Origin of the sequence: Nonomuraea fuscirosea (genome assembly GCF_035917475.1) — a bacterium.
Classification (GTDB): Bacteria; Actinomycetota; Actinomycetes; order Streptosporangiales; family Streptosporangiaceae; genus Nonomuraea; species Nonomuraea fuscirosea.
In genome coordinates this window covers 1,834,326-1,858,949 of sequence record NZ_CP109074.1, presented here as the reverse complement: position 1 = coordinate 1,858,949, position 24,624 = coordinate 1,834,326, and the positions used below count along the sequence as shown (strand labels likewise).

The following is a 24,624-nucleotide window of genomic DNA, read 5'->3' as shown; positions in this document are numbered from 1 at the left end:
CCTCAGCTTCGGCGTCGGCCGAGCACTTCGTCGATGACTCGGGGCGCGTTCTGTGTGCCGACGTAGGCCGCCAGCCTGACCACCATCTCCTGGGACCGGGCCAGCTCGGCCTCCACTCTCGCCTTTCCGGACTGACCCGCCTGAACGCCGAAGTAAGCCCCGATAATGGTACCGACCACCCCCGCGACTCCCGCGAAGAGCGCGGCGAACTCCCCGGTGGCGAACACGGCGGCGCCGAACGCGACCAGGATCGCGACGATACCGGCCACGACCACGAGGAAGCCGTACCGCCATCGGGTGGCATCCGCCTGGGCGGCCGTGAGGTCGTCCGGGGTCATCATCGCGTCGAGCGACGACGGTTTGGACGGGGAATTATCGGTGACCACTGATTCCTCCTGATACTCAGGGGACAAAATGTCCCACGAGGTCATGGGACAAGCCAAGCCACTAAGCTGGCGGCCCGTGACTGAACTGTCTGCCTTGTCTGCCGTGCCCTCTGGAGCCAGGGATGCCGTACTGAAGTTCTACTTCGGCCCCATGGACTGCGGGAAGTCCACCCTTGCGCTCCAGATGAACTACAACCACGGACGGCAGGGCCGGCGCGGCCTGGTGCTGACCAAGCACGACCGCTCGGGCGGCCCCAAGGTGACCAGCAGGATAGGGCTCGGGCTTGAGGCCATCGAGGTCGAGGACTCCGTGGACCTGGTCCGGCTGGTGACCGCGCACGACCGCATCGACTACCTCATCTGCGACGAGGCCTGCTTCTACACCGTCGAGCAGATCGAGCAGCTGGCCGACCTGGTGGACGGTCACGGCGTGGACGTCTACGCCTTCGGGCTGGCCTCGGACTTCAGGTCGGTGATGTTCCCTGCGGCGCAGCGGCTGTTCGAGCTGGCCGACGAGGTGTGCCGGCTGCAGGTCGAGGTGCTGTGCTGGTGCGGGCGGCCCGGCCAGCTCAACGCCAGGATCGTGGGCGGGGCGATGGCGCGCACCGGCGAGCAGGTGGTGATCGGCGACACCGCCGCCGCGCACGTGCGCTATCAGGTGTTGTGCCGCCGCCACCACCGGGCCGGCCAGCTCGGGGAGGGCGCGCTCAGCCCGCTGGAGGCGGGACCAGGCGCTCCAGGACGTCTCTGAGGAGCCCGGCGTCGCCGCCGGACAATGCGGACAGGAACTCCTCCTCCGCCGCGTCCACGGCGATCCTGGCCCCGCCCAGGGTCCGGTGCCCGCGCTCGGTCGGCTCGACCACGTTCTTGCGCCGGTCGTCGGGATGCGGCCGGCGGCGGACGAGGTCCTTGCGCTCCAGCGCGTCGACCATGGCCACCATCGTCGTGCGGTCGATCCCGAGCCGCCTGGCCGCGTCGAGCTGCGACATGGGCACGGGCGAGTCGAGCAGCGCGAGCACCGCGAACTCACGCCCGTCGATCCCGTACGGCGCCAGCGCCGCGCCCACCAGCTCGGACAGACGCAGGTTGGCGTGCTTGAGCAGATAACCAAGGCGACGTCTCGACACCCTGCGATTCTCCCACCCGCCGGTGGCCCCGGAGCCGCTCAGACCGCGCAGACGCCGTCGTCGTCGCACCCCTCGGCCGGGGCGGCGAGCTGGGTGATCGGCGTCTGGCCGGTGCGCTCGGCCACCTCGTCGATCGCGGCGGCGAAGGTGTCGACCGGCTGCGCGCCCGAGACGGCGTACTTGCCCTCGAACAGGAAGAGCGGCACCCCGCTGATGCCGAGCGAGCGGGCCCTGGCCAGCTGCTCACGCACCTCCTCGGTCCCCTCCCCCGTGTCGGTCACGCCCACCTCGGCGGCCAGCTCGGCCAGCACGCCTGCGTCGGACACGTCGCGGCCCTCGGCGAAGTAGGCGCGGAAGAGCCGCCCGGCCATCTCCTCGCCGAGCCCCTGCCGCCCGGCCACCTCGATGAGGCGGTGCGCCGCCAGGGTGGTGGCGTTGAGCGCCCGGTCGTAGTCGAGCTCCAGGCCCTCCTCGGCGGCGGTGCCGACGACCCGATCGATCATCTGGCGGGCGTTGGGCCCGAACTTGCGCTCCATCGACGGGATCAGCGGCTCGCCCTTGGCCGGGGCGTCCGGATCGAGCTGGAACGGCCGCATCGTCACCTCGATCGAGCCGCCCTTGCCGCGGAACCGCTCGGCGGCCTTGGCGAACCTGGCGTGGCCGATGTAACACCACGGGCACACGACGTCAGAGAAAATCTCCACCTTCATGTCGGCCTCAACCGCCACCGCCCGCCGTTGATTCCTATCCCGCGGCCAGTTCCTCCAGCCGGTACGGCAGGTACGCGGAATCGTCGACCAGCGCCGAGGCCCCGCGCCACCAGCCGAACCACTCGCCGCTGCGCCACATCCAGTCCACCCGCTCGATGGCGGCCACCACGTCGCCCACGGTCCGCCAGCTCTCGCCGAGCTGCTCACGGGTGGCGCCGTGGCGCATCGCCCACGCCCGCAGCACGTCGGCGGCGCCGGCGGGCACCTCGCGCGCGTAGGGGTCGGGGCTCTCCCCCGGCAGCCGGTGCGGCCCGAGCCCGGCCGCCACGCCCCAGCTCCACTGGGCCTCGGCCGGGCGGGAGTAACGCAGCGAATGGAAGTCCAGGTTGGAGCCGAGCTCCTCGTCGGCCCTGCGGGCGACGACCGCGTCGAGCCTGCCGCCGGCGTCGAAGTGCACGACGAGCCGCTGGCCGGGCCTGACGTCCGGCGGCAGGTCGAAGCGGTCCTCGGCCTGCCAGGAGTTGAGGTCGACCTGCGCGACGGGCGCGCCCCAGAGCTGGTCGGCGGCGTCGTCGGCGATCCAGGCGGCGAGCATCTCCAGCGCGGTCAGATCGGTCCAGGGCTCGATCGCGACGGCCGTGCGCACCACCTCGTCGGGCGGGGGCAGCTTGCCGCCCCTGGACCTGCCCCACCACTGCTCGCCCAGCTCGCGGGTGCCGACCAGCAGCGCGGCGATGGCGGCCAGCTCCGCCGAGCGCCTGGTGAGCTGGGCGCCGAGGGCCAGGTCGAGCGTGCGCCCGGTGCGGTCGTCGCCGAGCACGGGGCGCACGTCGCCGATCAGCGTCTCGGCCGTCGGGCGCTCCTCGCCCAGCAGGTCGCGTACGACTCGCCTGGCCTCGGTCCGTGCGTCTTCAGCGTGTGCCTGCCGCATACCGCCACGCTACGCCCGGAGATCCTTTTCCGCGAGAGTCACGACGCCGCCGGCCTCAGGCGCCGCGCCGCCACCCGCGCCCGAACAGCCAGCCCACCGCCGCTCCGGCGAGCGCGACGCCCGCGCCCATGCCGAAGGAGGCCAGCATCACCCACGGGCGGGTCTCGGTGTGCCGCGCGGCGGGCCGCTCGTAGACCGTTCCGCCCGCTCGGGGCGCCTGCGCGGGCTGAACGGCCTGGACGGCTCCGGCGGCTCCGGCGGCTTGGGCGGCTTGGGCGGCGGATCCGGAGGACTGAACGGCTCCGGTGGGCTGAACGGCTCCGGTGGGCTGGGCGAGCTCGCCGGGCGCGGCGGCGTAGGGCACGACCTCGCAGATCTCGGCGGGCGCGCGCAGGTGCTCGTCCACGGCCGAGAAGAACTCCGCCGCCGTCCGCCTGGCCGCCGCTCCCAGCATCCGCTGCCCGACCCCGCCGATCATGCCGCCGATCACGGCCTCGGCGTCGTAGTCGACCCGCGTCCCGCCGTCGACCTCGCTCAGCCGGACCTGTACGGTCGCGTCCACGGTCCCCGGCGCGCCCTGCCCGCACGCCCGCAGCGTGAAGCTCTCCGGCGCCAGCGGGTCGCCCAGCGACACCTCTCCCTGGTAGACGCCCTTGATGGAGGCCACCCCCGCGTTGACCGTCATCCGGTACGTGTCCGGCCCCGTCTCCTCCAGCCGCTCGCATCCCGGAATGGTGCGCACCAGCACCTCCGGATCCCGCAGCGCCGTCCACGCCTGGTCCCTGTGCACGCCGATCACGGCGCTGCCCGCCACCTTCATGCAGACACTTTAGGCAGACGCGGACGGCCCGATAAGGGCAACACCTGCCAGAGGCGGGCATGGCGCGGTGATCAAGACTGGCAAGATGGTGCCCCATGCGCAGGGGGCGGAGGACGTACGGGACGGGCGCCGGGGTGATCGGCGGGGTGATCGGCGGGCCGATCGGCGCGGCCGCCGGGCGGGCGGCCGCCGGGGCGTGTGTGGTGATGCTGGCGGCGTGCGCGCCGGCCGGGACCGGCACCGGAGCCGCCGGATCGGCGACCCCGGCGGCGTCACGGACGGCGCCCTCGAAGGCCCCCTCGACAGCGCCCCCGGCCGGCCCGCCCGGCGTGAAGCCCAGGACCGGTGAGGTGCGCCCGATCGGGCGCACCGGCGGCCTTCCGCCCGTGATCAGCTCCATCCCCACCAAGCGCAAGGTCGTCTTCCTCACCATCGACGACGGCTGGGAGCAGGACCCCGGCTTCGCCGCGCAGATCCGCGACCAGCGCATCCCGGTCACCGCCTTCGCCATGCGCGACGCGGTCGAGGCCAAGGGCACCCCGGACGAGGCGGGCGGCCGGGCCCGCTACGTCGGCGCCGGCAAGTGGGGATATTTCCGGCAATTGCGGGATGCCGGAGTGCCCGTCGAGAACCACACCCTCACCCATCCGGACCTGCGCCTGCTGGGCCGCGACGCCCAGCGCAGGGAGATCTGCGGCGCGGCCAAGCTCATCGGCAAGCAGGTCGGCGCGCGGCCCACGCTGTTCCGGCCGCCGTTCGGCGTCTACAACACCGACACGCTCACGGCCGCCAAGAACTGCGGCATGACGGCCGTGCTCCTCTGGACCGCGACCGTGCAGCCGGGCGGGAAGATCGCCTACCAGGTGCCCGACAAGCGGCTGCGCCCCGGCGACATCCTGCTGATGCACTTCCGCCCCAACCTGGCCAGGGACTTCCGCGTCCTGGTCGAGAAGATCCGGCGGCGCGGCTACGAGCTGGGGAACCTCCAGGCGTACCTGGCCGCCGCCCGCGTCCGCTGAGGTCCGCCGCGCGGCGTACCCGCTTGTCAGCCCGGCGGGGGACGCGCGGACGAGCCCGCCCGCGCCATGCTCGATGACCGTCGGAAGTCCAGCGAAGGGGATGTGACCAAGAACGCATCTCATTGCTCTACAGCTTGTAGTACTACTGTTGGTAGATGTACTACAGCGTGTAGAGCTCAGGGAGTCGGCGGGGAGAATGGACGCACTAGACCTTGCGCGGTGGCAGTTCGGGGTGACCACCGTCTACCACTTTCTGTTCGTGCCCTTGACCATCGGTCTCGGGATCTTCGTGGCCGGCCTGCAGACGGCCTGGCACCGCACGGGCAAGGAGCAGTACCTGACGCTGACGAAGTTCTTCGGGAAGCTGTTCCTGATCAACTTCGCCATGGGCGTGGTCACCGGCATCGTGCAGGAGTTCCAGTTCGGGATGAACTGGAGCGAGTACTCCGTCTTCGTGGGCGACGTCTTCGGGGCGCCGCTGGCCATGGAGGCGCTGCTGGCGTTCTTCATGGAGTCCACGTTCCTGGGCCTGTGGATCTTCGGCTGGGACCGGCTGCCGAAGCGGGCGCACCTGGCCTGCATCTGGGCGGCGGCCGTCGGCTCCAACGTGTCGGCCTACTTCATCCTCGCGGCCAACGCCTGGATGAAGCATCCCGTGGGCTACGAGGTCGTGGACGGCCGGGCCAGGATGACCGACCTGTGGGCGGTGCTGACCAACCCCACCGCGCTGGCCCAGGTCCCGCACGTGATCGGGGCGGCATTCATCGTGGCGGGCGGGTTCGTGCTGGCGGTGTGCGGCTACTGGATGCTGCGCACGCGCCGGACCGGCGACGGCGGCATGTGGCGTGGTGCGGCCCGCGCGGCGCTGGTGATGACGGCCCTCGCGGGCGTGCTCGTCGCGGCCACCGGCGACACCTCCGCCAAGCTCATGTACGAGCAGCAGCCGATGAAGCTGGCCTCGGCCGAGGGCCTCGAACGCGACACCGCCGCGGCCCCGTTCAGCCTCGTCCCAGGCGTCGAGATCCCCGCCGTGCTGAGCTTCCTGGCCACGAACGACCCGGGCGCCACCGTCCAGGGCACCGAGGACCTGCAACGGCGCTTCGAGCGGCAGTTCGGCCCCGGCGACTACCGGCCGGACCAGACGATCGTGTTCTGGTCGTTCCGGGTGATGATCGTGTTCGGGCTGTCCACCGTGGGCCTGTCGGTGCTCGGGCTCTGGCTGACCCGCCGCCGGCGTCCCTTCCCCGCGTGGCTCTCGCGGGCGCTGCTGCTGTCGCTGCCGCTGCCGCTGGTCGCGGTGACCGCCGGCTGGCTGCTCAGCGAGATCGGCCGCCAGCCGTGGACGGTCGCCGGCGAGCTGCTCACGGCCTCCAGTGTGTCGCCGGGGGTGTCGCTGGCCGAGGTGGCCACCTCGCTGACCCTCTTCACCCTCCTGTACGGCGCGCTGGCGGTGGCCGAGACCGTGCTGCTGACCAGGCACGTGCGCAAGGGCACGGAGGAACGGGCGCCGCTGCCCGCGGCCGAGCGGCGTGAGCCGTCCCTGATGTACTGAGGAGCTGACCAATGATCGAGTTGTGGTTCGCCGTCATCGCCTTCCTCTGGACCGGCTACTTCGTCCTTGAGGGCTTCGACTTCGGCGTCGGCATGCTGGCGCCGCTGGTGAGCAGGAACGCCGCCGAGCAGCGGGCCGGCCTGGAGACCATCGGCCCGGTGTGGGACGGCAACGAGGTGTGGCTGATCACCGCGGTCGGGGCCATGTTCGCCGCCTTCCCCGCCTGGTACGCGGGCCTGTTCAGCACCTTCTACCTGCCCGTGGTGCTGGTCCTGGCCGGGCTGATCGTGCGCGGCGTCGGGCTGGAGTGGCGCGGCAAGGTGACGAACCCGCTCTGGTGCGACCTCGGCATCGTGGTGGGCAGCGCGATCCCGGCGTTCCTGTGGGGCGCGATCTTCGCCAGCCTGCTGTTCGGCGGCGTCGCCCCGGCGCTGCTCGGCGGCGCGTTCTCGCTGGCCGTGTGCGCCCTGCACGGCGCGGTCTTCCTGGCGCTGCGCACCACGGGCCCGGTGCGCCGCCGGGCCAGGACCGTCGCCCTGGCCGCCGGCGGCGTGACGATCCCGGTCGCCGTCTTCGCCCTGTCGGGCCTGGGCACGGCTCCCGCCTTGGCCGCGATGGCGGCGCTGGCCGCGGCCACGGCGCTGATCTGGCGGCGCAGGGAGGGCTGGGCGTTCACGGCCACGGCGGGCGCGATCGTGCTGACCACGCTGGCGGTCTTCATGGAGCTGCGGGTACGGCCGCTGCCGGGGCTCACCCTGGCCGAGGCGGCCTCCGGCCCGTACACGCTGACCATGCTGACCTGGATCGGGCTGATCACGCTGCCGTTCATCCTGGTCTACCAGGGGTGGACGTACTGGGTGTTCAGGAAGCGGATCAAGGTGCCCGTCTGACGGACGACGCGCTCAGCACGGACGGCGCGCTCAGCCGGCGGGGGCGCCGCCCAGGTAGAGGCGGCCCAGCCGGGGGTCGGCGGCCAGCTCGCGGGCCGGGCCGCTGATGTGCACCCGGCCGAGGTCCAGCACGCAGCCGAGGTCGGCCGTTTCCAGGGCCCTGCGCGCGTTCTGCTCCACCAGCAACACCGCCACGCCGGTCCTGCGCATGAGGTCGATCTGGTCGAAGACCACCTGGGTGTTGCGCGGGTCGAGGCCCATCGAGGGCTCGTCGAGCAGCACCACGGACGGCTCCAGCATCAGCGCGCGGGCGAACTCGACCTGCTTCTGCTGCCCGCCGGACAGCAGCCCCGCCATGCTGCCCCACCGTTCGCGCACCACGGGGAACAGGTCCTTGACCACCTCGATCCGCTCCTTCAGCCGGGCCTGGTCGCGGACGGTGAAGCCGCCGAGCCGCACGTTCTCGGCCACCGTCATCTCGCGGAACACGCTGTGCCCCTGCAGCACGTGGGCCAGGCCGAGCCCGAGCAGCCGCTGCGGCGACACGCCCGTCACGTCCCGCCCGGCCAGCAGCACCCGGCCCGACCTGGGCGCGAGCAGGCCACTGGCCACCTTGAGCGCGGTGGACTTGCCCGCGCCGTTGGGGCCGACCAGGCAGACGACCTCGCCGGCGCCCACGGTCACGGTCAGGCCGCGCAGCACGGGCGCGGCCCTGCCGTACCCGGCCACCACGTCCTCCAAAGACAGCACCGTCTCAGACACCGAGATACGCCTCCAGCACCCGCGGGTCCGCCCGGACCGCCGACGGCGGCCCCTCGGCGATGGGCGCGCCGCGGTCGAAGACGATCACGTGGTCGCACATGCCCATCACCATGTCCATGTTGTGCTCGACGACCAGGAAGGTGCGGCCCTCCGCGTTGAGGTCGCGGACGAGGCCGGTGATCCGGTCGATCAGCGCCGGGTTGACCCCGCCCGCGGGCTCGTCGAGCAGCACCAGGTCCGGCTCGGCCATGAGGACGGCGGCCAGTTCGAGCAGTTTCTGCTGGCCGTAGGACAGGTCGCGGGCCTCGGCCTCCTCCAGGTGCTCGATGCCCATGCGGCGCAGCCAGTGGCGGGCCCGTTCCGTCTCGCCCGCGTCGCGCAGACCGGCCATCAACTCGCGCAGCCGGGTGCGGCGGACCGCGACCAGCATGTTCTCCAGCACGGTCAGGCGGGGGAAGACGCGGCAGAGCTGGAAGGTGCGGCCGATGCCGGCGTGCGCGATCCGATGCGGCGCGTGCCGGGTGATCTCCCTGTCGCGGTAGAGCACCCGGCCGGAGTCCGGCCTGATCATGCCGGTGACGATGTTGAAGAACGTCGTCTTGCCCGAGCCGTTCGGCCCGATCAGGCCGTTGATCGCGCCGTCGCGCAGCTCGACGGTGACGCCGTCCACGGCCAGCACGCCGCCGAACGACTTCGTCAGCCCCTCTGTCCGCAGCGAGCTCATGAGGACGCCCCCTGCAGCCGCTGGTCGGCGCTCTCGTCGGGGATGGACGGACCCGCCCGCCGCCTGGCGAACCCGGCCAGGATCCCCTCCGGCATGAACAGCACGACCAGCACCAGCACCAGCCCCGTCGCGGTCAGGTGGATCTGCGTCTCGCCCAGCGCGATCAGGAAGTACTCCCCCGCCGGGGCCACGATGAGCGCGCCGAGCAGCGGCCCGAGCAGGTGCCTGACGCCGCCGAGCAGGCTCATGAGCACCATGGACGAGCCGATCAGGATGGAGAAGACGAAGATCGGATCGAGGCTGCCGAACCAGAGCGCGTACAGGCCGCCGGCCAGCGCGACGAACAGGGCGGACAGGGCGAAGGCCGCCACCTTGTACGCCGCCGTCGGCACCCCCAGCGACTCGGCCTTGTCCTCGTCCTCCCTGATGGCCCGCAGCCCCGCGCCGAAGCGGGAGCGGGAGATCTGCCACCAGGCCAGCAGCGCGACCCCCAGCAGCACCAGGAACAGGTAGAAGAACACCAGATGGGTCTGGCCCCTGTGCAGCCCGGGGAAGGGCGAGGGCACCTGGAGCCCGGTGGAGCCGCCGGTCAGCGAGCGCCAGCCCTGCACGACGAGGTTCATCATCGACACGAGCGCGATGGAGACGATCACGAACGAGGCGCCGCGCACGCGTACCGCCGCGATGCCGACGCCGGTCGCGAACAGCGTGACCAGCAGCGCCGAGACCGGCAGGGCGACGAGCCAGGGCACGTCCAGGCGCACGACCAGCAGCCCGGTGCCGTACGCGCCCAGCCCGAAGAAGGCCGAGTGGCCGAGCGAGACGTAGCCGGTGAAGCCGCCGAGCAGGTTCCAGGAGGTGGACATGGCGGCGTACATGACGGTCAGCGCGCCCGCGTACACCAGGTAGTAGTTGGGCACCAGCCACGGGTAGGCGATCGCGAGCGCGCCGGCCAGCAGCGGCAATCCTCTAGAAACGGTGCGCAAGCCGGCCTCCGAAGAACCCCTGGGGGCGGACGAGCAGGGCCAGGAAGAGGAAGACGTAGAACATCATGGTGGCCCAGGTCGCGTCCACGGTCACCAGCACGACGCCCTCGACCACGCCGAGGAGCACGGCCGCGAGGGCGGCGCCGGTCACGCTGCCCAGGCCGCCGACCACGATGACGGCCATGAGCTTGCCGATCCACACCCAGTGGGAGGCGGGGAAGAACGGCGTGATCAGCGCCAGCACCGTGCCGCCTGCGGCGGCCGTGGCCAGGCCCACGCCGAAGCCGTGGCCGGCCACGCGTTCGGTCGGGATCCCGACCAGCCTGGCCGCCTCGCGGTGCTGGATCGTGGCCCGCAGCGCCTGCCCGAACCTGCTTTTGACCAGCACCGCGAACAGCACGCCGAGGGTGAGCGCGGCCACGAGGAAGGCGATGATCTTGTCGTACGGGAGGTGCACGCCGGCCACGGTCAGCGACCGGGTGGCGTAGTCCATGCTGATCGACTTGTACGAGCCGGTGTAGAACGTGCCGAGCAGCCCCTCGATGGTCAGCGCCAGCCCGAAGGTCAGCAGCACCGACATCATCGCCACGTTCTCCGGCGCCAGCCGGGCGATGAGCAGCCGCTGCACCGCCACGCCCAGCGCGAAGAACAGCGGCACGGTCACCGGCAGCGCCAGGAACGGGTCCACGCCGAACACGGTGTGCGCGGTGTAGGTCAGGTAGGCGGCCAGGAAGAGGAACGCCGGGTGCGCCACCATGACCACCCGCATCACGCCGAAGTACAGCGACAGGCCGGAGGCGAGCAGCGCGTACAGGCCGCCGGTCAGCACGCCCAGGGCCAGGCCCTGCGCGAGCAGGCTCACCACGGCTTCTTCGGGTAGACGATGCCGGCGGTCTTGGCCTGCTCGGGCAGCACGATCTCGACCTTGCCGTTCACGTACTGCTGGATCATGTGCGCCTGCTCGGGCCGGCCCTTGTCGTCGAACGACAGCGGCCCCACGACGGTGTCGAACGTGGCTTGCCCGATGTGCGCGGTCAGTTTGTCCTGGCACTCCTTGGACGGGTCCGCGCATTGGGCCGCGGTCACGGCCGCCTCGACGATCTGGCCGACGGTGTAGCCGTTGGCCGCGTCCTCGTTGGCGTCGCCGCCGAACATCTCCTTGTACCGCTTGACCAGGTCCTGGTTGCCGGTGAACGTGGCGGTGGCCGACCAGCCGACGGGCGAGATGACGTGCTCGGCCGCCCCCTTCACCGCGGCGGGAAACTCCGCCAGCGTCGGCCCGGTCGAGAAGGCCGCCAGCTTCGGCTGCACCTTGAGCTCCTGCAGCGCCCGCACGAGGCCGACCGAGTCCTCGAACTGCGTGCCGCCCACGATCAGGTCGGGCTTGGCAGCCGCGATCTTGGCGGCGATGGGGGCGAAGTCGGTGGTCTCCGGCGGGTAGACCTCGTCCACGACGGTCTTGATCCCGGCCGCGGCCAGCTTGTCGCGCAGCCCGTACGCGGTGCCCTGGGCGAAGGGGTCGTCCAGGCTCGCGTACGCCGCCGTCTTCGGCCGCTGGTCGGCGGGCAACTGGGTGAGGTAGTCGGACAGGTAGTCGTAGTGGTCGCCGGCGATGGCGGGGGCGGCGTAGAAGAGCCGCTTGAAGCCCTGCTCGAAGACCTCGGCGGCGGCGCCGGCCGGCTCCACGAAGAGCATCCCGTACGACTCGGCGACCTTCGCCGCCGGGATGACCAGGCGCGAGGAGAACGGCCCGAAGACCAGGTCCACCTTGTCCTGGGTGATGAGCGACTCGTAGTCGGAGCTGACCCGGTTGGGGTCGGAGGCGTCGTCACGGAAGATCAGCTCGACCTTCCTGCCGAGCAGGCCGCCCTTGGCGTTCACCCGGTCGGCCCAGACCTGGTAACCCTCCTGGATGCCCTTGCCCGGCTCGGAGAAGTCGCCGGTGAGCGGTAAGGAGACGCCGATCCGCACCGGCCCCCGCTGCTGTCCGGGCGACGGCGCCGCGCCGGGTTCGTCGGTCTTCGCGCAGGCGGTGAGCGCCAGTGCGCAGAGGGAGATGATCGCCAGGCCCTTGCTTACTCTTGCCATCGAGGAGACCCCCGTCAGAAGAGGCGAGCGAAAGCGCTTTCGTAAGCGCTTTCGGTTACGATTACACGGGATTTCGCCCCATACAAGGGGGTACGCACCGCATGGCAGAACGCCCCTCCCCGCGGCCTTACCCACCCAGCGCCCCACCCGGCGCCTCACCTGGCGCCCTTCCCGACGCCCGCGCGGGCACCCTGGGCGGCGCTCCTCCCGGTGCTCCTCCCGGCGAGCCGCCCGGTCCGCCGCGCCTGATCGACGTGGCCAGGGCGGCCGGGGTGTCGCTGGCCACCGCCTCGCGGGCGATGACCGGCAGCGCCGGGGTGAGCCCCCGGGTCGCCGCGCACGTGCGGGCCATCGCCGCGCAGGTGGGGTACGTGCCCAACAGCCACGCGCGGGCGCTGGCCGGCGGGCAGGCGTCCATGGTCGGACTGATCGTGCACGACGTGGGCGACCCGTACTTCGGCGAGATCGCGCGGGGCGTGCTGCGTGAGACGGACAGCCGCGGCTACCTGGCGCTGATCAGCCAGACCGAGCGCGACCCGCGCGCCGAGCTGGCCAGGATCCGCGCGCTGCGGGCGCACCGGGTGACCTCGATCGTGCTGGCCGGCTCTGGCTACGTGGACGCGCGTACCGAGACCGACATCGCGGCCGAGCTGCGCTCGTTCACCGCGGCGGGCGGGCGGGTCGCGGTGATCGGCCGGCACCACCTGCCGGTGGACGCGGTGCTGCCCGACAACGCCGCCGGCGGCGCGACCCTCATGCGCCACCTGCTCGACCTGGGTCACCGCCGGCTCGGCGTGCTCGGCGGCCCGGCCAACCTGACCACCGTCGAGGACCGGCTGGCCGGGCTGCGCACCGCGTACGGGGCGGCCGGGCTCGACTGGGCGTCGGTGCCGGTCGTGCACGGGGACTTCACCCGCGAGGGCGGCGCGGCGGCCACGGCCCGGCTGGTACGCGCCCATCCGGAGCTGACGGCGGTGGTCGCGCTCAACGACCCGATGGCGGTGGGGGCGCTGTCGTGGCTGCTCAACCACGGGCGGCGGGTGCCGGAGGAGATCTCGGTGGCCGGGTTCGACGACGTGCCGGTGGCCAGGGACGTCTATCCGGCGCTGACCACGGTCAGACTGCCCATGGTCGGCATGGGCAGGCAGGCCCTGGAGCTGGTGCTCAAACCGCCCGCCACGCGCCCGCGCCGCCGCCGTACCCGGCACGAGCTGGTCGTCAGAGCCTCCACGGCCGCACCCCGCCCCTGAGCGGGGATCGAATGCGGTACGGGAGACGCGCCGGCCACCGTTTCACGGCCGGTGGCCGGAAGCGTGCGTCAGCCGACGACCTTCATCTGCTTGGTGCGGTGGTCGGTGAGGTGCAGGTCGCCGCCGAGCCGTTCCTTGAGCAGGTCGAGCACCTTGCGGCTGGACAGGACCGTCCAGAGGTTGCCCACCAGGTGCGGGTTGTACTCGGGAGCGGCGTCCATCCAGGCGTCCTTGCCGGTCTGGCTGGCGAACGTCGTGACGAAGAACTCGCCGTCCGGTGTCCGGCAGAAGCCCGTGCGTATCTCCGCGGCGTCGACCTGCATGCGAGGCGTGCATCCGACCTTGGCGGAGATCTGCTCGACCGTGAGCGGCGCGGCGCCGGCCAGCTTGCCGGCGGACGCGACGTAGCCGCCGCCGCTCCCCGAGGAGCAGCCGGCGACCAGCGCCGCCAGCAGCGCGACAGCGGTCAGGCGGGGAATTGTCGTCATGTGCGAGGGTACGCGGCCCTTCCTACCTCGGTTCAGACTCATACCGTCCGGCTATTTGGGCGCAGGCGTCATGGAGACCCGGTGGTCGGTCAGGTGCAGGTCGCCGTTGAGCGGTCCCCTGATCGTCTCAAGCACCTTCAACGGCCCCAGCACGGTCCACTTGGGTCCGACCAGATGGGGGTTGTACTCGGGGGCCCGGTCCATCCACTCGTCCTTGAGCTTCTCCGTCTTGAACGTGTTGACGAAGAACTCACCGTCCTGGGTCTTGCAGTACGCCGTACGGACCTCGTCGGCGTCGACCTGCATCTTCGGCTTGCAGCCGACCTTCTCGGAGATCTGCTCGACCGTGAGCGGGGCGGGGTTGGGGGGCTGGTTCTTGCCTGCTGCGACGTAGTCGCTCCAGCCGCCCCCTGAGGAGCAGCCGGCGACCAGTCCGGCCAGCAGCGCGAAAGCGGCCAGACGTGGAAATGTCGTCATGTGCGAGGGTACGCAGGCCCGCCCGGCGCGGTTCACCGCCGGACGACTCCGGTTCGCGGTGGGGTGCTCCCGGTTTCACCTCAGCACGACGCACCCGCGCGCTTCGAGCCGGGCCAGCACCCGCGGCTCACCGTCCAGCTTGTTCCAGCGCAGATCGAGTTTCTCCAGGTCGGGCAGGGTGTCCGGCAGGTCGCGCAGCCGGTTGTCACGCAGGTCGAGCTGCTTCAGCCCGGCGGGCAGCGACTCCGGCAGCCGGCCGAGCCGGTTGTCGCGGAGATCCAGCACCTTCAGCTTCTCCGGCAGCCGCCCGGGCAGCTCCCGCAGCCGGTTGCCCTGGAGGTGCAGCTCGCGCAGCCGGGGCAGGTCGCCGATCGTCTCCGGCAGCGACTCCAGCCGGTTGCCGTAGAGCCGCAGCTCCACCAGCGCCGTCATGGAGCCGAGCGAGGCGGGCAGGCGGGTGATCCGGTTGTCGGTCAGGTTGAGGTAGGCCAGCCGGTCGAGCCGCCCGATCGACTCCGGCACCTCGGTGAAGAGGTTGTCGCTGAGGTAGAGGTAGTCGGTCAGCGGCAGGTCGCCGAGTTCGGGCGGGATCTCGGTGAGCCGGTTGTGGCCCAGGTCGAGCATGCGCAGCCGGGACAGCGCGCCGATGCCCGCGGGGAGCTCCGTGAGCGCGTTCTGGGCCACGTTGAGCGATTCGAGGCCGGTCAGCTTCCAGAGCGTGTCCGGGAGCGCGGTGAGGCCGTTCGCGCCCGCGGCCAGGTGCCTGAGCGTGTGCGGCAGGCGGCCGGGGAGCTCGGCGAGGCGGTTGCCGTACAGGAAGAGGCTCTCCAGGCCGGGCGGGCAGGCGGGGAAGGACGTCAGCGCGTTGCCGTCGAGGTGCAGCGCGCGCAGCGCGGTCAGCCCGGACAGGTCGGGCAGCGTGCGCAGGCCGTTGCCGTCGAGGCGCAGCTCCTCCAGCGCGGTGAGGTCGGCCACCCACCCGGGCACCTCGGCGATCTCGTTCCAGGCCAGGTCGATCAGGCGGACGTCGCCGGGCACGTCGGGAAAGGCGGTCAGACCGGAGTCGGGGGCACGCATGGCGCCGATCATCCCACCCCGGTCACCCGCGGTTGCGCCGCCTCGCCTCGAACAGCTCGGACGGAGAAATGGGCATGCGGTCGACCGCGAAGCCCTCGGCGTCCTCGACGGCCGAGGCGATCACGGCCGAGACGGGGATCACGCCGGCCTCGCCCGCGCCCTTGATGCCGAGCGGGTTGAGCGGCGAGGGCGTCTCCAGGTGATCGGTCTCGACGTGCGGGACCTCGGTGGCGTACGGCATCAGGAAGTCCATGAAGGAGGCGTTGACGAGCTGGCCGTGCTGGTCGTAGACCATGCGCTCGTACAGGGCGCCACCGATGCCCTGGGCGACGCCGCCGTGGATCTGCCCCTCGACGATCATGGGGTTGATCAGCCGGCCGCAGTCGTGCACGACCGCGTACCGGACGACCTTGATCTCGGCGGTGTCCGGGTCGGTCTCGACGACGGCGGCGTGCATGCCGGCCGCGAACGTGGACCTGATCGGCGAGTAGTAGTCGCGCCCCTCCAGCCCCGGCTCCTCGCCCTCGGCCACCGGCGGCCGGTCGGGCGAGGCGGTGCCGGAGAACTGGGTGGCCTTGGCCGCCTCCTCGTCGAAGGCGTACCGCAGCGGGTTGGCCAGCACCGCGACCGTGGACAGCGGGATGGACGCGGACGGGGTGCCGGCCACGTGCACGAGGCCGTCGGCGATGTCGAGGTCGGCCGGGTCGGCCTCCAGGGCGTCGGCGGCGATGCGCAGCGCCTTCTCGCGCACCTTGCGGCAGGCCAGGGCGATGGCGTTGCCGCTGACCACGGCGGCGCGGGAGGCGAACGTGCCGACCGCGTAGGCGAACCTGCGGGTGTCGCCGGTGACCACGCTGACGCGCTCGATGGGCACGCCCAGCTCGGCCGCGGCGATCTGGGCGAAGGCCGTCTCGTGGCCCTGCCCCTGCGAGGTGAGACCGGTGGAGACGTGCACCCGGCCGTCGGAGGTGATCTGCACGTGGCCGCCCTCGTACGGGCCGACGCCGGTGCCCTCGACGTAGCAGCCGATCCCGATGCCCCGGCCGGGACGCCGTTCGAAGGAGTCCCAGCCGATCAGCTCCTTGATCATGCGGAGCATCTCGGGGTAGTCGCCGCTGTCGTAGATGAGCGGCCGCCCGTCCTGGAAGATCATCCCCTGGTCGTACGGGAACTCCTCGGGGCGGATGAAGTTGGCCTCCCTGACGGCGGTGCGGTCCTTGCCCAGGTATCGCGCGATCTTGTCCATCGTGCGTTCCATGCAGAACACGCCCTGCGGCCGCCCGGCCCCCCGATAAGGGGTCACCTGCACGGTGTTGGTGTAGACGGCGGTGAACTCGACCCGGTAGGCGCCCACCCGGTACGGCCCCAGCAGCTGCGTGGAGGTGACGATCGGCACGATGATCCCGTACGGCGTGTAGGCGCCGTGATCGTGCAGGATCGAGACGTCAAGCCCCAGAACGCGCCCTTCGTCGTCGAACCCCACCCGCACGTGCTGCACCTGCGCCCGCTCGTGCGCGGAGGAGATGAAGTGCTCGCGCCGGTCCTCGGCCCACTTGACCTCGCGCCCGAGCGTCATCGCGGCCCAGGGGACGAGCACCTCCTCCGGCCACGGGTGCACGATCTTGACGCCGAAGCCGCCGCCCACGTCGGGCGCGATCACCTCGACCTGGGGCAGCGGCAGGCCGAGCGCGGCGGCCACCGCCATGCGGACGCTGGTGGAGGTCTGGGTGCTGGAGTAGACGCGCAGGTCGCGGCCGTCCCAGCGGGCGTACACGCCGCGGCCCTCCAGCGGCATGCTGGCGCTGCGCTCGATGTCGAGCCGGAAGTCCAGCCTGTGCGGCGCGGCCTCGATCGCCTCCCCGGCGCCGTGCCCGCCGGGCGCCGGGACCTCCTGGACGAGGTGCGCGCCGACGTTGCCGGGCACGTCCTCGTGCACGAGCTGGGCGCCGTGCACGGCCTCCTCCAGGCCGACGACCGGCTTGCGCAGCTCGTAGTCGACCTCGATGAGCGCGCAGGCGTCCTCGGCGGCGTACCGGTCGGTGGCCACCACCATGACCACCGGCTCGCCGACGTGCCTGACGACCTCCCTGGCCAGGGGGTACGCGGTGCGCCCGTGAGTCAGCGCGGGGTGCGGGATGAGCAGCGGCAGCGCCCGGCCGACCCGTTCCGGCAGGTCCTCCCAGGTGTAGACGGCGACGAGCCCCTCCACGTCGAGTGCGGGGCCGACGTCGATGTCGCGGATGCGGGCGTGGGCGTGCGGCGAGCGTACGAACGCCGCCGCCAGCGCCTCCCTGCCCAGGTCGTCGAGGTAGCGCCCCTGCCCGGTGAGCAGCCGCGGATCCTCGCGCCGCTGCACGGGCTCGCCGAACAGCTTCGTCGTCATGTCTCCTCCGCCTGCAGCTCGGCGGCCCGGTGCACGGCCTTGACGATGTTCTGGTAGCCGGTGCAGCGGCACAGGTTGCCCGAGATCCCCTCGATCACCTCGTCGTCCGTGGGGACCGGGTTGTCGGCCAGCAGGGCCGTCACCGTGCACAGGAAGCCCGGCGTGCAGAACCCGCACTGCAGCCCGTGGCACTCGGCGAAGGCCCGCTGCACCGCCGACAGCCGGCCGTCGCTCCCGGCCAGGCCCTCGACGGTGGTGATCTCGGCCCCGTCCACGGTCACGGCGAACGTCAGGCACGAGCGCACCGGCCGTCCTTCGAGCAGCACCGTGCAGCAGCCGCAGACGCCGTGCTCGCAGCCCACGTGGGTGCCGGTCAGGCCGAGGTCGTGGCGCAGGCAGTCGGACAGCAGGCGGCGCGCGGGGACGCGGACCCGTCTGACGGTGCCGTTCACGACGAGGGTGATCTCATGCTCCACGGGCCGCCGCCCCTTCCCGCGCCGCGTTCCGCAGCGCCCGCTCGGCCAGCACGCCCACCAGGTGACGGCGGTAGGCGGCGGTGGCGTGGATGTCCTCTTCCGGATCGGTCGCCTCGCGTACGAGAGCCGCCGCCGCCTTCCAGCCGGCCCGCTGCACCGGCCCCAGCTCGCCCAGGTCGACAACGACGGGCCCGGCGCCGACCCCGACGCACGCGGCCCGCGCGCGGGCCGCGCCGCCGGCGCCGACCGTGACCACCGCGCACACGCCCGCCAGCGCGTAGTCGCCGTGCCTGCGGCTCACCTCCTCGAACGCGGCCCCGCTCCCCTCCGGCAGCGCCGGGAAGAACGCCGACACGGCCAGCTCGTCCGGGCCGAGCGCCGACTCCATGGGGCCGACGAAGAACTCCTCCGCCGGCACCTCCCGCAGCACGGGCCCGCCGCCGGCGGTGTCCCAGCGGGCCGCGCGCACGCTCCCGCCCAGCACGGCCAGCACGGCGGGCAGCTCGGCCGCCGGGTCGGCGTGCACCAGGCTGCCCACCACCGTCCCCCTGTTGCGGATCACGGGGTGGGCGACCAGCTTGAGCGCGCGGGTGAGCAGTGGATGCGCCGCGGCCCGCTCCACCTCGGCGTGCCGGGCCAGCGCGCCCACCCGCACCCCCTCGGGGGTGACCTCGGTCGCGCCGAGCCCGTCGACCCGGTTGATGTCCACGAGATGGGCGGGCGCCGCCAGCCGCATGTTGAGCATCGGGATGAGGCTCTGGCCGCCGGCCAGCACCTTGCCGTCCACCTCGGCGAGGGTCCGCAGCGCCGCGCCGAGGTCGCGCGGCGCGTGGTACTCGAAGGGCGGCGGCTTCACCCGGCCTCGCTCCTGGCGGGCACGGGAGTGCGGCCGGCGATGGCGCGCAGCAGGTGGTATCCGCCCAGCACCACGATCGTGCCGAGCGCGATGCCCTCAAGGGTGAAGTCTCCGCCGATGAAGTGGCTCACGGGTCCGATGGCCAGGATGATGCCCGCTCCGGTCGGAACCATGTTCACCGGATCGGCGAAGTCCACCTTGTTCTCGATCCAGATCTTCGCGCCGAGCAGCCCGATCATGCCGTACAGGATCACGGTCACCCCGCCGAGCACACCGCCGGGGGTGGCCGCGACCAGCGCCCCGAACTTCGGGCACAGGCCGAACAGGATCGCGATGACGCCGGCGATGTAGTACGCGGCCGTCGAGTAGACCTTGGTGGCCGCCATCACGCCGATGTTCTCGGCGTACGTGGTCGTCGGCGACCCGCCGACGGCGCTGGTCAGCACGGTCGCGACGCCGTCGGCCGTGACCGCCCGCCCCACGTACGGGTCCAGGTCCGTGCCGGTCATCTCCCCCACGGCCTTCACATGCCCGATGTTCTCCGCGATCAACGCGATCACGGCGGGCAGCACCAGCAGCACGGCCGAGGTCTTGAAGTCGGGCGCGTGGAAGCTGGGCAGCCCGAACCAGGGCGCGGAGGACACGGCGTCGAAGCTGACCCGGTCGTGCGGGAAGGCCGTCGCCACGCAGTACGTCCCCTCGGCCGGGCAGGCCGCACCCGCGGCGTCCCGCAGGTTGGCGCCCGGCAGCACCGACGTGACGGGACCCGCGGTCAGGTCCAGCACCCACGACAGCACGAACCCGGACACCAGCCCGATCAGCACGCCGACGCGCCCGATGAACCCCTTGAACGCGACGATCACCACGAACGTGATGACCATCGTGACCAGGGCCATCCAGTGGTCCTGCGGCCAGTAGACGTCCGCCACCACGAACGCCAGCCCGAACCCGATCAGCATCACCACCGCGCCGGTGACCACGGGCGGGAAGACGCGGTGGATGATGTCCACGCCGAGGAAGTGGATGGCCAGCCCGGCCAGCGCAAGCACGAACCCGGCGACCAGGATCGCGCCGGTCACGACGGCGTCCGCGCCCGCCGTGTCGCCGCCGGCGGCGGCCCTGATGGCGAACACGCCGCCCACGAAGGACGCGCTGGTGCCCAGGTAGCTGGGCACCTTGCCCTTCACGATCAGCAGGAACAGGATCGTCGCGACGCCCGACATCATCACCGCGACGTTCGGGTCCAGCCCCATCACCAGGGGGAACACGAACGTCGCGCCGAACATCGCGATCACGTGCTGCGCCCCGAACCCCACCATCCGGGGCCAGCTCAGCCTCTCGTCGGGTCTGACCACCTCGCCGGGTGCCAGATGTCTGCCGTCACCGTGTTTGGTCCATCCCACAACCATGCGAGCCCCTCTTGTACTGGGCGGCTGGGCCGGCGGCACGCTCCGCTTTGCGGGCACATTAGGCCCGACGGCACGCACCTACACGGGCATGATCTGCCAAATCTGACCGGCAGACCAGGGTGAACCTCGCGCACATGAAAAGTGGCGGCGTGTGAAGGGCTCGCGCGGGATCGACCGGGCCCGCGTCCGGGGGGCTATCGGCGGGTGACGCGCAGCAGGTGGTAGCCGGCCAGCAGCACGATGGTGCCCAGCGCGATCCCGCTCAGCGCGAACGTGCCGGTGATCGGCAACGCGACGGGCCCGATGGCGCAGATGATCCCGGCCCCGACGGGCACCAGGTTGACCGGGTCCGACAGGTTCACCCGGTTCTCGATCCAGATCTTGGCGCCGAGCAGGCCGATCATGCCGTACAGGATGGTCGTCACCCCGCCCAGCACGCCGCCGGGCGTGGCCGCGACGAGCGCCCCGAATTTGGGGCAGAGCCCGAACAGGATCGCGATGACGGCCGCGATGTAGTAAGCGGCGGTCGAGTACACCCGGGTGGCCGCCATGACCCCGATGTTCTCGGCGTACGTCGTGGTGGCCGGCCCGCCGACGGACGTGGCCACGACCGTGCCGACGCCGTCGGCCAGCACCGCCCGCCCCATGTAGGCGTCCACGTCGGCCCCGGTCATCTCCCCCACGGCCTTGACGTGCCCCACGTTCTCGGCGATCAGCGCGATCACCACGGGCAGCACCAGCACGATCGCCGACACCTCGAACACCGGCCCGTGCAGCGACGGCAGCCCGATCCAGTCGGCCTGCGCCACGGCGTCCAGGTTCACCCGGAAGTGCTCGGTGACCCGCCCGCTGTCGTCCGGCGCCAGGATCCGCCCGCCGACGAGGTCCCATCCCCACGACAGCAGGAACCCGAACACGAGCCCGAGCAGCACCCCGATCCGGCCCAGGAACCCGCGGAACACCCCGACGAACACGAACGTGGCCGCCATCGTCAGCAGCGCCACCCACGGGTCCTTGGGCCAGTAGACGTCCGCCGCCACGTACGCCATCCCGAACCCGATCAGCATCACCACGCCGCCGGTGACGATCGGCGGGAAGACCCGGTGGATCACGCCCACGCCCAGCCGGTGGATCGCGTACCCGCACCCGGCCAGCACGACGCCCACGACCAGCAGCGCCCCGGTGACGGTCGCGTCGCCGCCCCCGGCCGCCCTGATCGCCACCACGGCCCCGACGAAGGACGCGCTCGACCCCACGTAGCTCGGGATCCGGCCCTTCACGATCAGCAGGAACAGGATCGTCGCCACGCCGGACATCATCACGGCCAGGTTGGCGTCGAGCCCCATGACGAGCGGGAACACGAAGGTCGCGCCGAACATGGCGATGACGTGCTGCGCCCCGATCCCGACCATCCTGGGCCAGCTCAGCCGCTCGTCCGGCTTGACCACCTCACCCGGCGTCAGGCGCTTCCCATCGCCGTGCACCTTCCACCCGAACGCCACGCCCGCACCTCGATCTCCCGCCTGACCAGCGGATTCGTCTCCCCGACTTGTGTCGGAGAGCACAATAGAGGGTGAGCTTCAGTTCCAGTACGCCGGGCGTCGGTAAACGTGCCCACCGGCGCCGCGCACAATGGCGGGCAGTTGCGACTGGCGGATCACGGCGTCGCCCAGCGGGAACCAGGCGTCACTGACGACGCGCAAGCTGTCGGATCGGCGGCGAGGCGGGAACACCGTGATCACCCTTGTCTTCGTCGCGCGCTCCGAGTCGATCCTCCTGATGGTGCGCACGGCGGCGCAGAGGTCGGAATCGGCCGACACGAGCATGACCACATCGACCTTGCCGCACGCCACGTCCGCCACCATCGTCGTGCCGATCGCCACATCGGACTGCTTCTCCGCGTAGACCAGCCGCGTGTGGCCACACGCGCGGCAGCGCACCTGCTGCTCCTGGAATCTGCCCAGGACAACTGTCACACCGACGCTCTCCAGTGCGGCCAGGTATACCTCCTGCCGCGCGATGGCCGGCGGGTCGTTGCGAATCGCGGCGGTGAAGTAGTTGAGAGTTTCGAGCCTCTGGTGGGGCCGCAGGACACGCGTGATCATGGAGCGGAGGTCCAGCCACAGGAGGCGCCGCCTGCCTAGCTCCCGCAGGCCGTGATACAGGTTAAACCCGTCGACATAGACACCTACCCGCTTGATTTCAAGATTCGACTTGTCGCGCACTGCCACCACGCCCTAACATGAAGTCACCCGCCCGGGGCTACGATCCCGGGTACTACGGCCCCCGTCAGGGGGCCGTTTCTTTTTCCGGCGGGCCCGATGCTAGTAAACAACGCGTAATGACGTGGTGACTTTTCGTAGATGTCCGCCGCGCTCACTCCACCCGGATCGAGAAGCCCTCCCCGCTCACGACCTGCCCCGATCGGATCTTGGCCCGCTTGCGCAGCTCGATCTCGCCGTCCACCGAGACCATCCCCTCGGCGATGAGGTGCTTGGCCATGCCGCCGGTCTCCGTGATCCCGCAGTACTTCAGCAGGTCGCACAGCGGGATGTAGTCAGAGCGCAGTTCGAAGTCCACGACGTCCAAGCCTAGGGGCAGGCTAGATGCCTCGCATGCGCAGCACGTGCAGGGCCAGGGTCAGGTTGAGCCGCAGGTGGGGGTCGTCGGTGAAGTTGCCGAGCAGGCGTTCCAGCTTCCCGATCCGGTAACGCAGCGTGTTGTAGTGGAAGTGCAGCCGCCGCGCCGTCTCCGCCACGTTCAGATTGGTCTCCAGCAGCACCTGGAGGGTGCGCCGCAGGTCGGCGTTCTCAGCGTCGTCGTCGGAGGCCAGCGGCCCGAGCGTCTCCCGGACGAACGCGTGCAGTTCGTCGGTGTCGTTGACCAGCGACAGCAACCGGTACACGCCGAGCTGGTCGAAGTGGGCCACCGCCCCGGGCCCGTGCAGCTGCCGGCCGACCCTGGCCGCCTTGAGCGCCTGCGAGTACGCCTCCGGCAGCGTCGCCGCCCCGGGGCTGGGCCGGGAGGTGCCGGTGGAGAAGGTGGCGGGCGGCACGTCGGCGAAGGCCGAGGCGGCGTCCTTGGCCACCCTGGCGGCGTCGAGCGCGGCGTCCACCACGGCCACCACCTCGTGGGAGAACCCGGCCACCGCGCCGCGCGGGTCGTGCCGCCTGATCGCGGCCGTCCAGCAGGCCACCAGCCGGTCCTGGGCGCTGCGCTCGTCGCCGTCCGGGTCCAGCTCGGCCACCAGGACGGTCACCGTCCGCGCCAGGTCCCAGCCGAACGCCCTGGCCCTGGCCGTGATCCGCTCGGCGGTGCCGGCCCGGCCGGTGAGCACGTCGCGCAGGAAGTCGGCCCGGTACTTGCTCTCGACGGCGTTGACCGCCTCCTGCCGGGTGACGACGAGCGCGGCGACGGTGGCGGCACGTTCCAGGATGCCGACGTCGGCGTTGCCGATCGCCCCCGACGGGCTGTAGGCGACGATCCTGCCGTGGTGGTGGCCGCCGGCCAGGACGGGCACGGAGGCGAACGAGCGCACGCGGCCGGTGGCCGGCGAGAGCGGCGGGCCCTCGCGGGAGATCGACTCGCGCAGCACCTTCACGTGCTCGGCGGCGCCGGCGGTGGCCAGCACGCCGCCCGAGCCGTCCACGGCCGCCACCGACACGTCGAGCAGCTGGGCCACCTCGGCGGCGACCTCGTTCAGCCCGCCTCCGGCCAGCACCACCTGCACCAGCGCCCGGTGGGCCTCTTCCGCCCTGGCCAGCACGGCGGCCTGGCGGTTGAGGATGTCGGTCAGCACCTGGTTGAGGATGTCGTCGAAGCCGACGTCGTTCGGCAGCAGGATGAGGGGGAAGCCGAGCCGGTCCGCCTGCTCGACCATCTCGCCGGGCAGCTCGTCCACGTACCGGCCGAGTTTGATCGCCAGCGCGGCCAGGCCGCGCTCGTCCAGGTCGGCCACCAGCCGCCCGAGCGACTGGGGCGTGTTGCGCAGCGGATAGCCGGTGGTGAGCAGCAGCTCGTGCGGTTTGACCCAGGCCAGGATGTCGGGCACTTCCATGACGTTGAGCCGCTGCACGATGCGGCCCAGCCCGCTCTCCCCCGCGATCAGCCGGGCGTCGGCGAGGGTGGACACGCCGAGCACCTCACCGACGGACACGCCGTGGATGATCGTGCCGGTGCTGGCGAGACGGACGGGGGGCTCCATGAGGAAATT

Annotated in this window: 26 protein-coding genes; 5 read left to right on the top strand and 21 right to left on the bottom strand. The window is 71.7% G+C overall.

Annotated features, from left to right (window positions below; all coding sequences use genetic code 11):
- Window positions 1-2: 2 nt before the first annotated feature.
- Window positions 3-431 (bottom strand): hypothetical protein, encoded by a 429-nt coding sequence (locus tag OIE67_RS08360; protein ID WP_245955473.1) that lies wholly within the window; start codon window positions 429-431, stop codon window positions 3-5.
- Window positions 432-462: 31 nt separating this feature from the next.
- Between OIE67_RS08360 and OIE67_RS08355 the strand changes: the two genes are divergently transcribed.
- Window positions 463-1,137, top strand: coding sequence for a thymidine kinase (locus OIE67_RS08355; protein ID WP_326638263.1), 675 nt, complete (start codon window positions 463-465; stop codon window positions 1,135-1,137).
- Here OIE67_RS08355 and OIE67_RS08350 read toward each other — a convergent pair.
- Genes OIE67_RS08350 through OIE67_RS08335 form a run of 4 tightly spaced genes read right to left on the bottom strand, consistent with a single transcriptional unit; the run spans window position 1,094 to window position 3,974 of the window.
- Window positions 1,094-1,513 carry a MarR family winged helix-turn-helix transcriptional regulator gene (locus OIE67_RS08350; RefSeq protein ID WP_326638261.1) on the bottom strand — a complete coding sequence of 140 codons (420 nt, stop codon included), beginning with the start codon at window positions 1,511-1,513 and terminating at the stop codon, window positions 1,094-1,096. The genes OIE67_RS08355 and OIE67_RS08350 overlap by 44 nt on opposite strands.
- Before the next feature lie 38 nt (window positions 1,514-1,551).
- The gene (locus tag OIE67_RS08345) at window positions 1,552-2,223 is read right to left on the bottom strand and encodes a DsbA family oxidoreductase (RefSeq protein ID WP_326638259.1); all 672 of its coding nucleotides are present in this window, start codon (window positions 2,221-2,223) and stop codon (window positions 1,552-1,554) included.
- Window positions 2,224-2,257: 34 nt separating this feature from the next.
- Window positions 2,258-3,154, bottom strand: a complete 897-nt coding sequence (locus OIE67_RS08340; RefSeq protein WP_106234318.1) for a hypothetical protein — start codon at window positions 3,152-3,154, stop codon at window positions 2,258-2,260.
- A 55-nt stretch (window positions 3,155-3,209) separates the two neighbouring features.
- Window positions 3,210-3,974 (bottom strand): SRPBCC family protein, encoded by a 765-nt coding sequence (locus OIE67_RS08335; protein ID WP_326638256.1) that lies wholly within the window; start codon window positions 3,972-3,974, stop codon window positions 3,210-3,212.
- Between the two features lie 95 nt (window positions 3,975-4,069).
- Between OIE67_RS08335 and OIE67_RS08330 the strand changes: the two genes are divergently transcribed.
- The 3 genes from OIE67_RS08330 to cydB all read left to right on the top strand — a co-directional run bounded on the left by OIE67_RS08330 (window position 4,070) and on the right by cydB (window position 7,435).
- Window positions 4,070-4,993, top strand: coding sequence for a polysaccharide deacetylase family protein (locus tag OIE67_RS08330; RefSeq protein WP_326638254.1), 924 nt, complete (start codon window positions 4,070-4,072; stop codon window positions 4,991-4,993).
- A 196-nt stretch (window positions 4,994-5,189) separates the two neighbouring features.
- Window positions 5,190-6,545 carry a cytochrome ubiquinol oxidase subunit I gene (locus OIE67_RS08325; RefSeq protein WP_326638252.1) on the top strand — a complete coding sequence of 452 codons (1,356 nt, stop codon included), beginning with the start codon at window positions 5,190-5,192 and terminating at the stop codon, window positions 6,543-6,545.
- Window positions 6,546-6,556: 11 nt separating this feature from the next.
- Entirely contained in the window at window positions 6,557-7,435 is an 879-nt protein-coding gene (gene cydB / locus OIE67_RS08320) for a cytochrome d ubiquinol oxidase subunit II (protein ID WP_326638251.1), read from the top strand.
- A 30-nt stretch (window positions 7,436-7,465) separates the two neighbouring features.
- Here the strand turns inward: cydB and OIE67_RS08315 are convergent, their stop codons facing one another.
- From OIE67_RS08315 to OIE67_RS08295, 5 genes are read right to left on the bottom strand one after another with little or no spacing between them, the layout of a single operon-like run.
- Entirely contained in the window at window positions 7,466-8,197 is a 732-nt protein-coding gene (locus OIE67_RS08315; RefSeq protein ID WP_326638248.1) for an ABC transporter ATP-binding protein, read from the bottom strand.
- On the bottom strand, window positions 8,190-8,921 hold the full coding sequence (locus tag OIE67_RS08310) for an ABC transporter ATP-binding protein (protein WP_326638246.1): 732 nt from the start codon (window positions 8,919-8,921) through the stop codon (window positions 8,190-8,192). Before OIE67_RS08310 ends, OIE67_RS08315 begins: the two co-directional genes overlap by 8 nt.
- On the bottom strand, window positions 8,918-9,907 hold the full coding sequence (locus tag OIE67_RS08305; protein ID WP_326638245.1) for a branched-chain amino acid ABC transporter permease: 990 nt from the start codon (window positions 9,905-9,907) through the stop codon (window positions 8,918-8,920). The genes OIE67_RS08310 and OIE67_RS08305 overlap by 4 nt, the downstream gene beginning before the upstream one ends.
- Window positions 9,891-10,769, bottom strand: a complete 879-nt coding sequence (locus tag OIE67_RS08300) for a branched-chain amino acid ABC transporter permease (protein ID WP_219911592.1) — start codon at window positions 10,767-10,769, stop codon at window positions 9,891-9,893. Before OIE67_RS08300 ends, OIE67_RS08305 begins: the two co-directional genes overlap by 17 nt.
- Window positions 10,766-11,995 carry an amino acid ABC transporter substrate-binding protein gene (locus OIE67_RS08295; protein ID WP_326638244.1) on the bottom strand — a complete coding sequence of 410 codons (1,230 nt, stop codon included), beginning with the start codon at window positions 11,993-11,995 and terminating at the stop codon, window positions 10,766-10,768. The genes OIE67_RS08300 and OIE67_RS08295 overlap by 4 nt, the downstream gene beginning before the upstream one ends.
- 101 nt (window positions 11,996-12,096) lie before the next feature.
- Here OIE67_RS08295 and OIE67_RS08290 point away from each other — a divergent pair, with 101 nt between their 5' ends.
- Window positions 12,097-13,245: a LacI family DNA-binding transcriptional regulator gene (locus OIE67_RS08290; protein WP_326638243.1), complete on the top strand. Its 1,149-nt coding sequence runs from the start codon at window positions 12,097-12,099 to the stop codon at window positions 13,243-13,245.
- 68 nt (window positions 13,246-13,313) lie between these two features.
- Here OIE67_RS08290 and OIE67_RS08285 read toward each other — a convergent pair whose 3' ends face one another.
- The 11 genes from OIE67_RS08285 to OIE67_RS08235 all read right to left on the bottom strand — a co-directional run bounded on the left by OIE67_RS08285 (window position 13,314) and on the right by OIE67_RS08235 (window position 24,615).
- Window positions 13,314-13,733, bottom strand: coding sequence for a hypothetical protein (locus tag OIE67_RS08285; protein ID WP_106234304.1), 420 nt, complete (start codon window positions 13,731-13,733; stop codon window positions 13,314-13,316).
- Window positions 13,734-13,784: 51 nt separating this feature from the next.
- Window positions 13,785-14,210 carry a hypothetical protein gene (locus tag OIE67_RS08280; protein ID WP_326638240.1) on the bottom strand — a complete coding sequence of 142 codons (426 nt, stop codon included), beginning with the start codon at window positions 14,208-14,210 and terminating at the stop codon, window positions 13,785-13,787.
- A gap of 75 nt (window positions 14,211-14,285) precedes the next feature.
- The gene (locus tag OIE67_RS08275; protein ID WP_326638238.1) at window positions 14,286-15,287 is read right to left on the bottom strand and encodes a leucine-rich repeat domain-containing protein; all 1,002 of its coding nucleotides are present in this window, start codon (window positions 15,285-15,287) and stop codon (window positions 14,286-14,288) included.
- A gap of 22 nt (window positions 15,288-15,309) precedes the next feature.
- Complete coding sequence (gene cutA, locus OIE67_RS08270; RefSeq protein ID WP_326638236.1) at window positions 15,310-17,670, bottom strand: aerobic carbon-monoxide dehydrogenase large subunit; 2,361 nt, start codon at window positions 17,668-17,670, stop codon at window positions 15,310-15,312.
- Window positions 17,667-18,146 carry a (2Fe-2S)-binding protein gene (locus OIE67_RS08265; protein WP_326638234.1) on the bottom strand — a complete coding sequence of 160 codons (480 nt, stop codon included), beginning with the start codon at window positions 18,144-18,146 and terminating at the stop codon, window positions 17,667-17,669. The genes cutA and OIE67_RS08265 overlap by 4 nt, the downstream gene beginning before the upstream one ends.
- Window positions 18,136-19,002 (bottom strand): FAD binding domain-containing protein, encoded by an 867-nt coding sequence (locus tag OIE67_RS08260; protein ID WP_326638232.1) that lies wholly within the window; start codon window positions 19,000-19,002, stop codon window positions 18,136-18,138. Before OIE67_RS08260 ends, OIE67_RS08265 begins: the two co-directional genes overlap by 11 nt.
- Window positions 18,999-20,411, bottom strand: a complete 1,413-nt coding sequence (locus OIE67_RS08255) for a uracil-xanthine permease family protein (RefSeq protein ID WP_326638230.1) — start codon at window positions 20,409-20,411, stop codon at window positions 18,999-19,001. Before OIE67_RS08255 ends, OIE67_RS08260 begins: the two co-directional genes overlap by 4 nt.
- Before the next feature lie 194 nt (window positions 20,412-20,605).
- Complete coding sequence (locus OIE67_RS08250) at window positions 20,606-21,913, bottom strand: uracil-xanthine permease family protein (RefSeq protein ID WP_326638228.1); 1,308 nt, start codon at window positions 21,911-21,913, stop codon at window positions 20,606-20,608.
- Between the two features lie 78 nt (window positions 21,914-21,991).
- The gene (locus tag OIE67_RS08245; RefSeq protein ID WP_326638226.1) at window positions 21,992-22,642 is read right to left on the bottom strand and encodes an NYN domain-containing protein; all 651 of its coding nucleotides are present in this window, start codon (window positions 22,640-22,642) and stop codon (window positions 21,992-21,994) included.
- A 145-nt stretch (window positions 22,643-22,787) separates the two neighbouring features.
- Window positions 22,788-22,991 carry an RNA-binding S4 domain-containing protein gene (locus OIE67_RS08240; RefSeq protein ID WP_245955547.1) on the bottom strand — a complete coding sequence of 68 codons (204 nt, stop codon included), beginning with the start codon at window positions 22,989-22,991 and terminating at the stop codon, window positions 22,788-22,790.
- A gap of 22 nt (window positions 22,992-23,013) precedes the next feature.
- Window positions 23,014-24,615: a PucR family transcriptional regulator ligand-binding domain-containing protein gene (locus tag OIE67_RS08235; RefSeq protein WP_326638224.1), complete on the bottom strand. Its 1,602-nt coding sequence runs from the start codon at window positions 24,613-24,615 to the stop codon at window positions 23,014-23,016.
- Window positions 24,616-24,624: the final 9 nt, after the last annotated feature.

Coding starts and splice junctions, on each gene's coding strand:
- OIE67_RS08295 (WP_326638244.1), bottom strand. CDS start 11,995: ATGGCAAGAGTAAGCAAGGGCCTGGCGATCATCTCCCTCTGCGCACTG.
- cutA (WP_326638236.1), bottom strand. CDS start 17,670: ATGACGACGAAGCTGTTCGGCGAGCCCGTGCAGCGGCGCGAGGATCCG.
- OIE67_RS08290 (WP_326638243.1), top strand. CDS start 12,097: ATGGCAGAACGCCCCTCCCCGCGGCCTTACCCACCCAGCGCCCCACCC.
- OIE67_RS08345 (WP_326638259.1), bottom strand. CDS start 2,223: ATGAAGGTGGAGATTTTCTCTGACGTCGTGTGCCCGTGGTGTTACATC.
- OIE67_RS08235 (WP_326638224.1), bottom strand. CDS start 24,615: ATGGAGCCCCCCGTCCGTCTCGCCAGCACCGGCACGATCATCCACGGC.
- OIE67_RS08335 (WP_326638256.1), bottom strand. CDS start 3,974: ATGAAGGTGGCGGGCAGCGCCGTGATCGGCGTGCACAGGGACCAGGCG.
- OIE67_RS08255 (WP_326638230.1), bottom strand. CDS start 20,411: ATGGTTGTGGGATGGACCAAACACGGTGACGGCAGACATCTGGCACCC.
- OIE67_RS08310 (WP_326638246.1), bottom strand. CDS start 8,921: ATGAGCTCGCTGCGGACAGAGGGGCTGACGAAGTCGTTCGGCGGCGTG.
- OIE67_RS08285 (WP_106234304.1), bottom strand. CDS start 13,733: ATGACGACAATTCCCCGCCTGACCGCTGTCGCGCTGCTGGCGGCGCTG.
- OIE67_RS08330 (WP_326638254.1), top strand. CDS start 4,070: ATGCGCAGGGGGCGGAGGACGTACGGGACGGGCGCCGGGGTGATCGGC.
- OIE67_RS08340 (WP_106234318.1), bottom strand. CDS start 3,154: ATGCGGCAGGCACACGCTGAAGACGCACGGACCGAGGCCAGGCGAGTC.
- OIE67_RS08275 (WP_326638238.1), bottom strand. CDS start 15,287: ATGCGTGCCCCCGACTCCGGTCTGACCGCCTTTCCCGACGTGCCCGGC.
- OIE67_RS08325 (WP_326638252.1), top strand. CDS start 5,190: ATGGACGCACTAGACCTTGCGCGGTGGCAGTTCGGGGTGACCACCGTC.
- OIE67_RS08360 (WP_245955473.1), bottom strand. CDS start 431: ATGACCTCGTGGGACATTTTGTCCCCTGAGTATCAGGAGGAATCAGTG.
- OIE67_RS08280 (WP_326638240.1), bottom strand. CDS start 14,210: ATGACGACATTTCCACGTCTGGCCGCTTTCGCGCTGCTGGCCGGACTG.
- cydB (WP_326638251.1), top strand. CDS start 6,557: ATGATCGAGTTGTGGTTCGCCGTCATCGCCTTCCTCTGGACCGGCTAC.